Origin of the sequence: Klebsiella sp. R445 (genome assembly GCF_051131755.1) — a bacterium.
Classification (GTDB): Bacteria; Pseudomonadota; Gammaproteobacteria; order Enterobacterales; family Enterobacteriaceae; genus Klebsiella; species Klebsiella lignicola.
On record NZ_CP180446.1, the window covers coordinates 4,271,783 to 4,285,531 of the forward strand.

General features: G+C 49.3%; 13 protein-coding genes and 3 pseudogenes. 2 read left to right on the top strand and 14 right to left on the bottom strand.

Going from position 1 to position 13,749, the window contains the following annotated elements; all coding sequences use genetic code 11:
- Positions 1-34: 34 nt before the first annotated feature.
- Both ACMYSN_RS20145 and ACMYSN_RS20150 read right to left on the bottom strand, forming a co-directional pair.
- A complete protein-coding gene (locus ACMYSN_RS20145; RefSeq protein ID WP_462495936.1) occupies positions 35-412 on the bottom strand; it encodes a DUF4440 domain-containing protein in 378 nt (125 codons plus the stop codon).
- Positions 409-1,623, bottom strand: coding sequence for an MFS transporter (locus ACMYSN_RS20150; RefSeq protein WP_462495937.1), 1,215 nt, complete (start codon positions 1,621-1,623; stop codon positions 409-411). The genes ACMYSN_RS20145 and ACMYSN_RS20150 overlap by 4 nt, the downstream gene beginning before the upstream one ends.
- 109 nt (positions 1,624-1,732) lie before the next feature.
- Between ACMYSN_RS20150 and ACMYSN_RS20155 the strand changes: the two genes are divergently transcribed.
- The gene (locus ACMYSN_RS20155; protein WP_462495938.1) at positions 1,733-2,620 is read left to right on the top strand and encodes a LysR family transcriptional regulator; all 888 of its coding nucleotides are present in this window, start codon (positions 1,733-1,735) and stop codon (positions 2,618-2,620) included.
- An 88-nt stretch (positions 2,621-2,708) separates the two neighbouring features.
- Here the strand turns inward: ACMYSN_RS20155 and mutS are convergent, their stop codons facing one another.
- Complete coding sequence (gene mutS, locus ACMYSN_RS20160; protein ID WP_462498300.1) at positions 2,709-5,276, bottom strand: DNA mismatch repair protein MutS; 2,568 nt, start codon at positions 5,274-5,276, stop codon at positions 2,709-2,711.
- 158 nt (positions 5,277-5,434) lie between these two features.
- Here mutS and ACMYSN_RS20165 point away from each other — a divergent pair.
- A pseudogene (locus tag ACMYSN_RS20165) lies at positions 5,435-6,063 on the top strand (integrase); the annotation flags it as partial.
- Between the two features lie 72 nt (positions 6,064-6,135).
- Here the strand turns inward: ACMYSN_RS20165 and ACMYSN_RS20170 are convergent.
- The 11 genes and pseudogenes from ACMYSN_RS20170 to ACMYSN_RS20220 form a co-directional block, all read right to left on the bottom strand.
- Positions 6,136-6,690, bottom strand: a complete 555-nt coding sequence (locus ACMYSN_RS20170) for a hypothetical protein (RefSeq protein ID WP_462495939.1) — start codon at positions 6,688-6,690, stop codon at positions 6,136-6,138.
- Positions 6,691-7,038: 348 nt separating this feature from the next.
- Positions 7,039-7,143 (bottom strand): annotated as a pseudogene (locus tag ACMYSN_RS20175) (DUF1493 family protein); the annotation flags it as partial.
- 11 nt (positions 7,144-7,154) lie between these two features.
- Positions 7,155-7,588: pseudogene (locus tag ACMYSN_RS20180) on the bottom strand (Hcp family type VI secretion system effector).
- A gap of 1 nt (position 7,589) precedes the next feature.
- Positions 7,590-7,853: a hypothetical protein gene (locus ACMYSN_RS20185; protein ID WP_462495940.1), complete on the bottom strand. Its 264-nt coding sequence runs from the start codon at positions 7,851-7,853 to the stop codon at positions 7,590-7,592.
- Positions 7,831-8,349: a DUF2778 domain-containing protein gene (locus ACMYSN_RS20190; protein WP_462495941.1), complete on the bottom strand. Its 519-nt coding sequence runs from the start codon at positions 8,347-8,349 to the stop codon at positions 7,831-7,833. Before ACMYSN_RS20190 ends, ACMYSN_RS20185 begins: the two co-directional genes overlap by 23 nt.
- A gap of 242 nt (positions 8,350-8,591) precedes the next feature.
- Positions 8,592-8,924 (bottom strand): DUF1493 family protein, encoded by a 333-nt coding sequence (locus ACMYSN_RS20195; protein ID WP_462495942.1) that lies wholly within the window; start codon positions 8,922-8,924, stop codon positions 8,592-8,594.
- A gap of 65 nt (positions 8,925-8,989) precedes the next feature.
- Positions 8,990-9,481, bottom strand: a complete 492-nt coding sequence (locus ACMYSN_RS20200; protein ID WP_462495943.1) for an Hcp family type VI secretion system effector — start codon at positions 9,479-9,481, stop codon at positions 8,990-8,992.
- A 248-nt stretch (positions 9,482-9,729) separates the two neighbouring features.
- Positions 9,730-10,251, bottom strand: a complete 522-nt coding sequence (locus ACMYSN_RS20205; protein ID WP_462495944.1) for a DUF2778 domain-containing protein — start codon at positions 10,249-10,251, stop codon at positions 9,730-9,732.
- Positions 10,252-11,016: 765 nt separating this feature from the next.
- The gene (locus ACMYSN_RS20210; protein ID WP_462495945.1) at positions 11,017-12,081 is read right to left on the bottom strand and encodes a tyrosine-protein phosphatase; all 1,065 of its coding nucleotides are present in this window, start codon (positions 12,079-12,081) and stop codon (positions 11,017-11,019) included.
- Between the two features lie 10 nt (positions 12,082-12,091).
- Positions 12,092-12,943: a PTS system mannose/fructose/sorbose family transporter subunit IID gene (locus ACMYSN_RS20215; protein ID WP_462495946.1), complete on the bottom strand. Its 852-nt coding sequence runs from the start codon at positions 12,941-12,943 to the stop codon at positions 12,092-12,094.
- On the bottom strand, positions 12,940-13,734 hold the full coding sequence (locus tag ACMYSN_RS20220; protein ID WP_462495947.1) for a PTS mannose/fructose/sorbose/N-acetylgalactosamine transporter subunit IIC: 795 nt from the start codon (positions 13,732-13,734) through the stop codon (positions 12,940-12,942). The genes ACMYSN_RS20215 and ACMYSN_RS20220 overlap by 4 nt, the downstream gene beginning before the upstream one ends.
- Positions 13,735-13,749 lie beyond the last annotated feature (15 nt).

Genomic DNA, 13,749 nt, shown 5'->3' on the forward strand with positions numbered 1-13,749 from the left:
GATTGGGCCTTTTTCTTTTCCAGCCAGCCTGACTCTACCCCTGCCAGGTCTCCTGCAGGTGGCGCCACAAAATCCGCTCGCCCTCCTGCCTGAACACTACCGTTGACCAGCGCACCGTCGGCGCCTGCCCAGGAAGGGTCTGCGTTTCCCGATAGAGAACCGCCGCGCCGTCGTGCCAGCGGGCAAGTTCCGTGAGGCTATCAATGGCGATCTTCAGGCCCGTGCGGCTGCCGCCGGCCTGCTGGAAAAAGTCGCTGACCTTTGGATGGTCCAGACAAGTGCCGCCGGTGGCCAGCAGCGTAAAATCGTGGGTAAAGCGCGCCATTAACGCCGCCGCGCTCCCTTCCTTGCGGCCCAACCAGTTTTCAATAACGACGTGGGCATCAATAACTTCATCAAAATAAGCGCTCATTTGTTCTCCATTTTGCTATGCAGGCGCAGGATCAGCGCCTGGTTGTCGAATCGCAGGCAGCTCAGCAGGGGGATGAGGGTGATCCCGGCTGCGGTCATAAACACTCCGCGCCACGCCAGCGTGGTGGGATAGTGGTGGAGCAGGACGCTGAGCAGCGTCGCCAGCAGCGCCGCGCCGGCTAAAAAGCTGAGCTGGCGGTTGATATTCCACAGCGCGCTGGCGTCCGGCAGGTGGTGATTGGCGATATTCAAAAAGGCGCTGCTCTGCGCCGTGCTGCTGCACAGGCTGCCACCCGCGCCCATCAGCGTGAAGGCGCTTATCAGCGTGTTCGCCGAAGTTTGCGGGCCGACGCCGATCAGCAGCAGGATCCCCGCCGCCTGGAGCAGACATCCGCTGATAATAAACGGCCGGGGGCCGAATCGATTGTAGTATCTGCCGGTCAGCGTAATCGCCACAAACGATGCCAGTGACCACGGCAGCATCAGCGAGCCGACGGCGGAAGGCGACATACCGGTGAGGGTTTGCAGGTAAAACAGGCCGACCACGTTGATGCCAATGAAGGTGCCGGGGACGCAAAGGTAAATCAGCATCGCGAAGCGCAGCAGCGGGTCGGCCAGCAGCGGCAGGTGTAAAAAGCGGCCCGGACGCGTCGTTTTTGCCTCTTTTTTAAGCCAGCAGGTGGCTAAGGTAAGCGTCAGAAAAGCCACGGGCAGGCTGGCAAAGAAGACCCAGCGCCAGCTGAACGTCTGTACCAGCACCCCGCCAAGAGCCGGAGAGCAGGCGGGAGCCAGCAGCCCGACCAGCATCACCGCGGCAGAGAGTTTTGCCCGCTCGTGGCTCTGAAAATACTGCCAGGTCATTGCCTGGCCGACGGGAATTAAGAGTCCGCCGCCCATCCCCTGCAGTGCGCGCCAGAAAATCAGCGTGCTCAGCGATTCCGCCATTCCGGCACCCAGCGCCGCCGTGCTGAACAGCAGAAGCGACAGCAGAAAAACGTGTCGGGCACCAAATCTCTGCGCAAGCCAGGCGCTAAAGGGGAGCACCAGCGTGAGCCCGGCAATGTAGCCGTTGCTGACCCAGGTGAGTTCTCCCACGGAGGCGTTAAGCGCCCGGCTCATATCGGGAAAGGCAACGCTGGCGATAAACATATTGATTAAGTCGAGAAAAAAACCGAGCAGAAAAACGGTGGCAACCTTGCTGCGATAGGTCATGGCGATCTCCGGTTAAGAAGGTCGCTACTCTAAACCCCTACGTCGGGCGGATAAACGTCATGAAGCGGGATATACTGTCTGAAAATTTTTGACAATAAGCTGAATTAGCATGCTGAATCTGCAACGTATGGCCATGTTTGTGGCGGTAGTGGACTGCGGAAGTTTTACCGCGGCGGCGGCGGCCCTGGCCCAGACCAAAGCGGTGGTGAGCTTTAACGTGCGCCAGCTGGAGAGTGAGCTTGGCGTCACCCTGCTTTTACGCTCCACGCGGCGGCTGACCCTGACGGACGCGGGGACGGTGTTCTATCAGCGTGGCGTCGGGCTGCTGAAGGCGGCGGAAAATCTCCAGGATGAGGTGCGGGCCGGCCACACCGGATTGAGCGGCGAGCTGCGCATCACTACCACCCTGGAGTACGGGTCTCAGGTGATTATTCCGGCGCTGGCCGAGTTTAGCCGGCTGCACCCGGCGCTGCGCGTGCGCCACGTTTCATCCTCGCATCATGCCGACTTAATTTCCGAACGTTTTGATGTCGCCATTCGCCTCGGGACGCTGGCGGACTCGCGCTACCGTGCGGCGCTGATCTCGCGTTTTGCAATCCTGCCCGTTGCCGCACCCGCGTGGCTGGCGCAGCATCCGCTGGCAGCGCTTGAAGACCTGGCCCAGGCCGAGTGGATTATTCACGAGCGGCTGCAAACCCCGCTGCGCTGGCAGCTCAGCGGTCGGGATCGCAAGGTTATTGATTTTGAGATTAAAAAGACCCCGCGTCTGTCGGCGGACAGCGCCACCGCGCTGATGGCCTTCGCTATCGCCGGCAGCGGCGTGGCGCTGTTGCCGGAGTGGCTGGTGGCCTCATCGTTGGCTCAGCAGCGTTTGATCCATCTGCTGCCGGAGCTAAGCTTTCCGCCGCAGGGGGTCTATGCGGTCTATCCGGACGCGCGGCACGTGCCGACTAAGGTCCGGGCGTTTATCGATTTTTTACGCCAGCGGGTGGGGTAACCCGCCGGCATCTTCGGCCACTCCTGCGGTACAGACCCGGGCGGCGCGTTGCCGCGCGCCCGGGAGTGACGTTCAGAGGAGGAGGGGATTAGGCCAGGCTTTTCAGCCGATAAATCCACTCCAGCGCCTGGCGCGGGGTCAGCGTATCGGGGTCAAGATGCTCCAGCGCTTCGAGTGCCGGGGAGGTCTCTTCCGGAGCCGACAGCAGCGACATCTGGGTGCCGTCCACCTGAGTGGCCGCCGCGTTGGGGGCAATGCTCTCCAGCTCGCGCAGCTTCTGGCGCGCACGTTTGATCACCTCTTTCGGCACGCCGGCCAGCGCGGCAACCGCCAGACCGTAGCTCTTACTGGCCGCGCCATCCTGCACGCTGTGCATAAAGGCGATGGTGTCGCCGTGCTCCAGCGCGTCCAGATGGACGTTGGCGACCCCTTCCATTTTCTCCGGCAGCTGCGTCAGCTCGAAGTAGTGGGTGGCGAACAGCGTCAGCGCCTTAATCTTATTGGCGAGGTTTTCCGCACAGGCCCACGCCAGCGACAGGCCGTCGTAGGTGGAGGTGCCGCGGCCGATTTCGTCCATCAGCACCAGGCTGTGCTCGGTGGCGTTATGCAGAATATTGGCGGTTTCGGTCATTTCAACCATGAAGGTTGAACGACCGCTTGCCAGGTCATCCGCTGCCCCGACGCGGGTAAAGATACGATCGATGGGACCGATCTCGACTTTCTCTGCCGGCACATAGCTGCCGATATAGGCCAGCAGCGCGATAAGCGCGGTCTGGCGCATATAGGTACTTTTACCGCCCATATTCGGCCCGGTAATAATCAACATCCGACGCTGTGGGGCCAGGTTCAACGGGTTGGCGATGAACGGCTCTTTCAGCACCTGTTCGACGACCGGGTGGCGGCCTTCAGTGATACGAATGCCCGGCTTGTCGCTAAAGGTCGGGCAGCAGTAGTTCAGGGCTTCGGCGCGCTCGGCGAGGTTGATCAGCACATCGAGCTCAGCCAGCGCACTGGCGCTCTGCTGCAGGTCGGCCAGGTGCGGCAGCAGCATGTCGAACAGCTGCTCGTAAAGCTGTTTCTCCAGCGCCAGGGCTTTGCCTTTCGAGGTCAGAACCTTGTCTTCATACTCCTTCAGTTCCGGAATAATGTAGCGCTCGGCGTTTTTCAGGGTCTGGCGACGGACGTAGTGGATTGGCGCATGCTGGCTCTGGCCGCGGCTGATCTGGATGTAGTAACCATGAACGGCATTGTAGCCGACCTTCAGGGTATCCAGACCCAGACGTTCACGTTCGCGAATTTCCAGCTTATCAAGATAGTCGGTGGCACCATCTGCCAGGGCCCGCCATTCGTCGAGCTCCTCATTGTAGCCCGGGGCGATGACTCCGCCGTCGCGCACCAGCACCGGCGGCGACTCGATAATCGCCTGCTCCAGCAGTTCGCGTAGTTCGCTGAACTCGCCCATTTTGTCACGCAGTTGCTGAACCGGCGCGCAGCTGACGTCAGCCAGCATTTCACGCAGAGCCGGCAGCTGCTGGAACGCGTAACGCATGCGGGCAAGATCGCGAGGGCGCGCGGTACGCAACGCCAGTCGCGCCAGGATACGTTCCAGATCGCCAACCTGGCGCAGAACCGGCTGCAGGTCGCTGTAGTACTCCTGCAACGCGCCGATGGTCTGCTGACGCTCAACGAGCACCGCGGTGTCGCGTACCGGCATATGTAGCCAGCGTTTCAGCATACGGCTGCCCATTGGCGTAACGGTGCAGTCGAGCACTGATGCCAGGGTATTATCGAAACCACCGGCCAGGTTCTGGGTAATTTCGAGGTTACGGCGGGTCGCCGCATCCATGATGATGCTGTCCTGCTGGCGCTCCATGGTGATGGAACGAATATGCGGCAGGGTGGTGCGCTGGGTATCTTTGACGTACTGCAGCAGGCAGCCGGCGGCGCACAAGCCGCGCGGTGCATTTTCGACGCCGAAGCCGACCAGGTCGCGGGTGCCAAACTGTAAGTTCAGCTGCTGACGGGCGGTGTCGATTTCAAACTCCCACAGCGGACGACGGCGCAGGCCGCGACGACCTTCGATCAGCGCGGACTCGGCGAAATCTTCGGCGTACAGCAGTTCGGCAGGGTTGGTGCGCTGCAGTTCTGCGGCCATGGTGTCGCGGTCCGCCGGTTCGCTGAGGCGAAAACGGCCGGAGCTGATATCCAGAGTGGCATAGCCAAAGCCTTTGCTGTCCTGCCAGATGGCGGCCAGCAGGTTATCCTGACGCTCCTGCAGCAGTGCTTCATCGCTGATGGTGCCGGGGGTGACGATGCGCACCACTTTGCGCTCGACCGGCCCTTTGGTGGTGGCCGGATCGCCAATCTGTTCGCAAATTGCCACCGACTCGCCCTGATTCACCAGCTTCGCGAGGTAGTTTTCCACCGCATGGTGGGGGATCCCGGCCATTGGGATCGGCTCGCCTGCCGAGGCACCGCGTTTGGTCAGCGAAATATCAAGCAGCTGTGAAGCGCGTCTGGCGTCGTCATAAAACAGTTCGTAGAAATCGCCCATCCGGTAGAACAGCAGGATCTCCGGGTGTTGAGCTTTCAGCTTCAGATACTGCTGCATCATCGGCGTATGGCTAGAGAAGTCCTTATCAATGGCATCATTCATGTTGATTTTACTCATTTTTTAATTCTTTCAAGTGCTCATGTGGCCCAGGTAAAACCCCTTTAAACCCACATAAACCCATAAATTTGTCGCTCACTTGTAGCTCAGAACGAGATAGATTGGTTTTACTCTTTCTCTGGGCTACAAATGGTGGTGATACTTTGAAAATAACTCTCACTCAGTCTTTTATTATCAACAAGTTAAGTGTCTATGTTAAGCCAGAACTCAGTAGCTCTGGAAAAGTTGTTTTCGAAGTTAACCCTGACCAAAAACCTGACATAGTTTTTGATGATCACAGGGACGTGCCTGTGGGATTCGGGGTGAAGGTAAGTTTGACGAAAAAAGCCTATGTAATCCAGCGAAGAGTATCTTCTGGTGAGCGTAGTGTGAGTGACGGTAAGAAACGCAAGTTCTGCGTTGAAAGTAAAAGTGGGCAATGTTTCTGATTTTCCGAGTATCGATCAAGATCGTGAAACAGCCCGGCAGTTGGTTCAGACAATGATCGCAACAAAGAGAAATCCCAACAAAATTAAACGAGAAACAGATGCTTCTGAACTCACTATGAGTGAAGTATTTGCTCAATATCGTCAACATCTGTTAGGAAGATCAAAACCAGCTAAACCAAACACACTGAATGTGCTGAACAAAGCAGAAGAAAGGTTTTCCGCGTGGTCTGGCCTTAGTGTCAAAGATCTTTCAGGTAATGCGATCCTTGGTAAGTTTGATGAAATCGCAAACAGAGACAGAACAGCAGCGGAACAGACATTCCGATGGGCAACTATTGCTGTCAGTAGCGTTAAAGCAGTATGCGAGGGCGGGATGAACACGACCAATGGAACACCGATCGTGTCTATGGAAGATCTTACTTTTTTCTATACATCTCTATGTTGAAGTTTTTGCCGAAGGGATTTATACCTTCTAATAACTTTTTGTCATGGTCATCATTTTTTATAATGTAAGACTGACTTGCTCCAGATGCTGTGAAATCTTCTATGGTTTTAATTTTCTGATTGGAAATTCGTTCCAGTATATCAAAATCTTGAGATCTCAACACTTTCCCTTTATAAACCATGTTAGTTGGAGTCGACTTTAGAGTATTCAGTGTTGTTATTAGTTCGTTATCATGAATACTCCACTCTCCAGCACCATTAATAGCAAAGGTTATGATGGTTGTGCTATCTGGTTGAAAAGACATGTCAGCATTAACATTGTATTTTCCATTAGAAAAATATGATGTATTTCCATTTGTTCTAACTATAATTCCTCCATTATCATATGAATAATCTGATGTCCACGTACCAATAATGTCATCACTCTTGTGCGCATCTGGAGTATTTGGAAATAAGTAGGTACATATTCCTGCAATAGCAGCTACGAATAGTACGATCTCCATGACTAGTTTTATTTTTTTATCCATAATAAGATGCCCGCTAATGAACGCTTGATGATTGTAGATAAATTTTATCATTTTTCATCTGGAGTTAAAAAACAATTTTTACCTATCAATTAAAAATTTTAATTATTGTTTTGTTTATATAAAAAGTAATATTTGTGAAAGGTGTAAATTAAAAATGATGTAAAATATCATTGTGTTTATTTTATCCTTACAAATCAAGAGTTATTGGCATCATTCAATGAGTTATTTTTATTAGGTGAGTATAAAATTCCCGGCCTATCAATGCTCATATTTCGTAGGGAGAGCAATATATAATAAATACAGCTGTTTCCCCCATCCCTTCTGGACGGAGAACGGCAAAGCCTGTCTTCAATCGTATAGCCACTTACCCGCTTTTGCTGATTCAGCAAACATCTCTGCGGTTAAGGGTTTACGAGTTCGTTCTACATCTTCCCGTTTTGCTAAAAAGCCCCGCAGGGCTTTGTTTATGCTGTTGGTCGTTCGTTCCAGGCATCAGTATACTGAATATTGCCATCAACAATTCGCCAGCTGATTTAACATTTGGCACACCACAGTTAACACCAGTGATTTTCACATTTTCCATTAAAACAGTGTAGTAGCAAACTTCTTGTCCGGCATCACTGATATGGTAAAAACGGATTTCAGCACTTTTTAAAGTCTGACCAGTAGCTGCCGCTTTATAAAGATAAGGTGTAGAGCTATCAACTTCTTTTTCAATCATCATAGATGAATGTTGACGAGTGCCGGTGATTTTACCATTAGCATTATCCACTGGAAGATTGATACCGTGGTTTAACCCGATAATTTATATGCTATCGTCACGATCCTGAACATCGACAGAACCTTTAATGTCTGCACCACCATCATCGTTAAGCCACATATACGGAGGGATTGGCATATTATTTGTTCATTATTTTGTTAAATAGCATCATTAATATGATATAAATAATTATGGCTACTGAAAATACAGAAGTGATGTCTATATAAAAATAAGCATCGTAAATCGATTCTGCATTTACATCTCCACTTATGAATAGAGCTAACTTACTCGCAAGATCGTGATTTATGTAGGCTTCCGGACCGCCAAAAGATCGTGCCACAACAAAGGTTATAATAATAAAAAATATCGTTTTAGCCATTTTACGGGCAAGTATTCGAGCCATTGGCTATCACCTCGATCCAACCACGAGCCATAAGATTTTTCATGCATGGAACTTGTATTGGAGTGGTGTTAAGGAGTGCGTTTCTGATTAAGGCATAATCTGAGTTATGAGCAATGGTAATACAACCCTCCGATACCGTTCCGGGATGTAGCCTGAACAATCCACGGTAGACACCATCAATCCAGGTTCCGTCATCAATACCCCAATCATCCTTATATAAAGCGAACCATTCGTCCCGTGAAAAGACAGCACCGTAGCGAATTTTGCTCCATGTATCCTGAATATCTGCCTTTCTTCTTGAAAAGAACCCGCCAGATCCCCTTTCAACAATCCAGTATTTACCCGGTGGCAAAGGACCATCACCTTTTACGGCTCCACATGCTCCTTTATTTCGATAAATGCCATTACCAGAGAAAGCCATAAAAACACCCACACCATACAGATTGAAAGGTGCATAATCTGCCTCGTTCAATATAAATTTTCCGTGTAAGGCCATATTCCTTTTCCTTATGGTATTGTAAATCCTCACAAACATTGTATCTATTGCGCGGAGGTGAGTAAATAACCAATGTGTAGGTGTTTTGCTCCCTGGAGAGTGAGTTACCTGCTTCTATCAAACCGTACTCACATTCCCTGAAATGCATGCCACCAGTAAGCTAGAAATATTGGACTGACCCCGCCCCGGTAGACGATCCTGCCCAAGCTTCCTATTTTATAAAATATAACACTATTATTTTATCAGTCATAAAGCCATTTTCCAGCTTCCGCTGATTCGGCAAACATTTTGATGGTTAAAGGTTTACGAGTTCTTTCGACATCCTCCCGTTTTAATTTAAACCACCGTGTAAGCAGTGGCGTATTTTCCCAAGGAAAATAAAACGACCATTTAACACTGGAAAGATCAACATTAAATTTTTTTTCAAATTTATCCAAAGCTTCATGCAGATCATCGCCAGGAGCCTCAAATAAATCAGAATCAAGTTCTAAAGGGATTTCTTTCCAATGGTTGTCTAAATATCCGGGAATTTCTTTTCTAAATAAATCCAGAACAATGTATTCAACAGTGGTCATTAGAATGGTCCCATTATGCTTGGTATTTACTTTCCGTTTTGCTAAAAAGCCCCGCAGGGCTTTGTTTATGCTGTTGGTCGTTCGTTCCAGGCATCAGTATACTGAATATTTCCATCAACAATTCGCCAGGTGATTTTTTCATACTGTAAGCTGACACTTTCGACATGGTTCATTTTATCGTTGCCAGCTAATTTAACATTAGGTACACCACAGTTAACACCAGTGATTTTCACATTTTCCATTAAAACAGTGTAGTAGCAAACTTCTTGTCCGGCATCACTGATATGGTAAAAACGGATTTCAGCACTTTTTAAAGTCTGACCAGTAGCTGCCGCTTTATAAAGATAAGGTGTAGAGCTATCAACTTCTTTTTCAATCATCATAGATGAATGTTGACGAGTGCCGGTGATTTTACCATTGGCATTGTCTACTGGAAGATTGATACCGTGGCTTAACCCAATAATCTCTATACTACCGTCACGATCCTGAACATCGACAGAACCTTTAATGTCTGCACCACCATCATCTTTAAGCCACATATACGGAGGGATTGGCATATTATTTGTTCCTTATTTTGTTAATTAACTTCATTGTAACTAAATAGATTAAAGTTGTTATAGAAAAAACTGTTATTACGGACACATAGAAATAAAGATCATAGTAATTGTCTGCACCTATTTCTCCTGAGCCATAAATAAGATGACCAAGCCATGAATAGAACTTGTCACTAACCCAATTTTCAGGAGCACCTAAGGTGCGAGCTATAACCAGAGACAAAAAGATATAAAATATAACTTTCGCAATTCTACGGGCAAGTGTTGTTATAGTCACCAGCTATTACCCCCACCCAGCCACGAGCCATAAGTGACCGCATACATGGAACTTGTATTGGGGCCGTTCTTAGAAGTGCATTTCTGATGAGTGCATAGTCTGAATTATGTGCAATTGTGATACAACCCTCAGAAACTCGACCTGGATGAAGTCTAAACAATCCACGATGAACACCATTGATCCAGGTTCCGTCATCAATGCCCCAATCATCTTTGTATAGGGCAAACCACTTATCCCGACCAAACTCAGCACCATAGTAAAATTTATTGTATAGATCTTGTGCCTTAGCTTTAACCCATGAGCCTAGCCCACCTGCTCCTCGCTCTACTATCCAGTATTTTCCCGGTGGTAGTGGTCCGTCACTCGGAATAGCTCCACATGCTCCTTTATTCCGATATACTCCTTTACCAGAGAAAGCCATAAAAACACCCACACCATACAGATTGAAAGGTGCATAATCTGCCCCGTTCAATATCAATTTTCCGTGTAAGGCCATACTCCTTTTCCTTATGGTATTGTAAATCCTTATAAATAGTGTATCTATTGAGAAGAGGTGAGTAAATAACCAATGTGTAGTTGTTTTGCTCCCTGGAGGGTGAGTTAACTGCTTCTATCAAACCGTACTCACATTCCCTGAAATGCATGCCACCAGTAAGCCAGAATATAGCTGGAAACTAATTAATTCCTCTATTTCAATAGATTAACCATTGAAAAATGATACTGCTGCATCATGGGTGTGTGGGCGTCTAAATTTTCTATTGTACTCATCGGTTTGTGATGTCCATTATTCTTAATTTTAAATGAGTTAGTGATTTTTTGTGTTTATCATTAAGTTTCACGTTGTTTCATCGACTATCATGAAAGCCTGCATTTATGTTCATGACTGCATAAGGAGCATGATAACGGAGTCTTTATAGCAGGAAAACAAGAGGGGAAGATGCTTTCGTTTAAAGCGGTCAAAATGATGAAGCCAGGCGACAAAGATCGGGCTGATGTTGGCGAAAATTGTGGTTTACGTATCACCCGCGGTGCAACAGGGGGTTAAGTCGTTTTCTATTGTGGACGTATTGCAGCTGGGTTGGCCTCTATATTTCCATATGTCGGTTTGCGTCTTTACGGTCAATAAATAGATTGCGGGACAGGCAGCTAAGACATTTCATTGTGCCCCAGCGTAAAATGTTTCCGAGTCGGAATGAAGAAAATAATATACATTAAAAATAAGCCTCCGGCGGTGTGGTGGAGGCTTAACTGTCTTTGTATCTTAAACTGGTAATGCAATTAAGTAATTTTCTTGCATTTTCTTAAAGTCACTGTCGCTGAAACCCAGCTCATTTTTAATATAGCTTCTCACACTACCGGACATCGTCTTCATGGCATTGAGCGATTCAACAATAAACGTATCGCGGGTATCGATCAGCGTGAGCAAATAATCGAGTACATCCTGATTATCAGTAATTTGTCGATAGGCGGCCATTTTAACGTTGTTGCGTTCCAGACGATTAGCACCTGTGAGCATATAGTCGGCAATAATGTCCTGCTCGGACACGCCAAGCATAGAGAGAACCAATAAGGCCCCATAGCCTGTACGATCTTTGCCACCGCGGCAGTGTTGGATATTCGGCGCATTCTCCAGGTCCAGTAGCACATTTATCACCGCCTTAAAGGCATTTTTTGACTTTTCACTGACCACGAAATTTCGATACTGCTCAATAACCTGATCTCCCTGTCCGTTGATTAATTCAGCAGGGATATCGCGTACCACGCTCTCTATCAGGGCGCGATCCTCATTGCTCGGTTCGGCGGCAAACTGAGCTGCTAATTCCGCCGTTTGCGCTGTGGCATCCAGGTGAAAGGTTTCTTTTTCACCGATATAGCCATTGGGGTTTTTCGCGATTTCATTAGCGCTGCGGTAATCGATGATAGTGTTTATGCGCAGCCCTTCCAGATAGGCCTGAGCCTGCGGAGTCAGATTGTGCAGATGGTTTGAGCGATAGAGCATGCCCCATTTAACGCTTTTGCCGTCTGCTCCAGTGTATCCCCCCATATCCCTGAAATTGTTTATGCCTGATACCGGTAGGGTTCTTTCGCCAAACAGCCAGGATTTTCCCGCATACTCCAGAATAAAATAGATACGCTGCCGCGCCTGCAACGGATCGTCTAAATAGACAGGGCCAGCGGTACACCCAGTAATGAGATTACGTTCAGCCGTATTGATATCATGGTCCCGCGTCCAATAGAGCGTGGCGTTATCTAATACTTTGGAAAAATGAATTTCAAGCTGCGTCTGGTTTTTACGAATAACGGAAAACTGCAGTGTTTCATTCATACATCATCCCTTAATTTAAAATTCCCAGCGTCGAACAAATAACCCCAACACACATCATGCAAACGATAAGCGCTACGGTATGCTTGCCTTTAAATCTTTTGACGAGGAAGAAAATACCAAGTGCGAACAGCAGCGTGAGCAGGTTTGGAATAACCTTGTCGAACATCTCCTGCACTTTTATTGACTGTTCACCCACGGCGATAACCAGCGGTGTTGATATTTTTACGGTGGTGGCAATGAGCGACCCCAGGACCATCACGCCAACCACGTTGGCGATATTGGAGATGCGCTGAATGATATTTGAGTTTTTAGACTGCTCGATTAAATTAACACCTTTATTATAACCATAATGGATAAAGAAATACTTTGAACCGACGTTGACGACATTAAATAGAATAAACATCAGAATAGGGCCGATGATATTACCCTGCAGAGCAAATGCCGCACCAATACTGCCGCAGATTGGCAGCCAGGTAAATTTTAACAAACTGTCGCCGAGACCAGCAAACGGTCCCATGAGCCCGGCTTTTACTGAGACGACGGCCTCTTTTTCCTCTTCCGTGGTTTTCTCTTCCAGGGCTGCGGTGACGCCCAGAATAAGCGCGCCGGTGTTCACCTGCGAGTTGTAAAACTCCAGATGGCGCTTCATAGCTTTAATACGCGTGGCCTGGTCGGCATCAGCATAGAGCCGCTCCAGAACCGGAATCATGCAGTGGGCAAAGCCAATGGTCTGCAATTTTTCATAGTTATAGGAGAATGACATTGACTGGATATTCCAGAAAATGCGGTTAAGGTCCTGTTTTGTCAGTTTTTTATTTTGGGTTGAGGTCTCAACTACACGATAAGAGGCGATGTCGCTCATAAGTCATATCCTTCTTCAGGCTCGGTATCGGGCTGTTTCTCTTTTTCCGCTGGTGAATTCGTGGCGTTATTCCCGTTGCTATAGGCCATGTCATAAAGCACAGCGAAGGCGAGAGCGATAAAGGTGATTGGAATGATCGGCAGCTTTAGGTAGGTAGTCAGCATGAAGCCGAGCAGAAAGAAGAACCACATCCGGCCTTTTAGCAGCATCAACAGCAGGATACAAACGCCTATTGCCGGGATCATTTTGGCGGCGACGCCCATGCCCGTGAGGATGCTGTCCGGGATGGCTGCCAGAATCCGACCAACCAGGTCACCACCGAAATAGACCGCCAGGAAACAGGGGACAGCGCGAATTAAGAACCACAGCGGGGTGGAGAAATAGTGGATTTTGAGTAATCGACGATAGTCGCCATCGTGGATAGATTTCTCCGCCCAGACGTTCAGGAAGCTGGCGAAAGAACGCCAGATAATCAGGAGCTGCTGGCAGAGTATGGATACCGGGACGGCGAGGGCGATGCCCGCGGCAATACCGCCATTGGAGGAGATGCCCAGGGCGACGCCGATGATTGATCCGGCAATAATATCAGGTGCGGAGTACGCACCGACGTTGCCGATGCCCATCCACATCAGTTCCAGCGTAGCGCTAATCGCCAGCCCTTGAACCATGTCGCCCATAATGATGCCGGCAACGGTTCCCGTTAATAGCGGGCGTCGCAGCATCTGCGGCCCGACATCGTCCAGTGAGCAGATACCTGCCCAGATGGCGACTAAAATAGCTTCAATTAACATAGAGTTATCCCTGTA

Excerpts from the sequence above, each read along its gene's own strand:
- ACMYSN_RS20145 (WP_462495936.1), bottom strand. The coding sequence starts at position 412 with ATGAGCGCTTATTTTGATGAAGTTATTGATGCCCACGTCGTTATTGAA.
- ACMYSN_RS20150 (WP_462495937.1), bottom strand. The coding sequence starts at position 1,623 with ATGACCTATCGCAGCAAGGTTGCCACCGTTTTTCTGCTCGGTTTTTTT.
- ACMYSN_RS20155 (WP_462495938.1), top strand. The coding sequence starts at position 1,733 with ATGCTGAATCTGCAACGTATGGCCATGTTTGTGGCGGTAGTGGACTGC.
- mutS (WP_462498300.1), bottom strand. The coding sequence starts at position 5,276 with ATGAATGATGCCATTGATAAGGACTTCTCTAGCCATACGCCGATGATG.
- ACMYSN_RS20170 (WP_462495939.1), bottom strand. The coding sequence starts at position 6,690 with ATGGATAAAAAAATAAAACTAGTCATGGAGATCGTACTATTCGTAGCT.
- ACMYSN_RS20185 (WP_462495940.1), bottom strand. The coding sequence starts at position 7,853 with ATGGCTCGAATACTTGCCCGTAAAATGGCTAAAACGATATTTTTTATT.
- ACMYSN_RS20190 (WP_462495941.1), bottom strand. The coding sequence starts at position 8,349 with ATGGCCTTACACGGAAAATTTATATTGAACGAGGCAGATTATGCACCT.
- ACMYSN_RS20195 (WP_462495942.1), bottom strand. The coding sequence starts at position 8,924 with ATGACCACTGTTGAATACATTGTTCTGGATTTATTTAGAAAAGAAATT.
- ACMYSN_RS20200 (WP_462495943.1), bottom strand. The coding sequence starts at position 9,481 with ATGCCAATCCCTCCGTATATGTGGCTTAAAGATGATGGTGGTGCAGAC.
- ACMYSN_RS20205 (WP_462495944.1), bottom strand. The coding sequence starts at position 10,251 with ATGGCCTTACACGGAAAATTGATATTGAACGGGGCAGATTATGCACCT.
- ACMYSN_RS20210 (WP_462495945.1), bottom strand. The coding sequence starts at position 12,081 with ATGAATGAAACACTGCAGTTTTCCGTTATTCGTAAAAACCAGACGCAG.
- ACMYSN_RS20215 (WP_462495946.1), bottom strand. The coding sequence starts at position 12,943 with ATGAGCGACATCGCCTCTTATCGTGTAGTTGAGACCTCAACCCAAAAT.
- ACMYSN_RS20220 (WP_462495947.1), bottom strand. The coding sequence starts at position 13,734 with ATGTTAATTGAAGCTATTTTAGTCGCCATCTGGGCAGGTATCTGCTCA.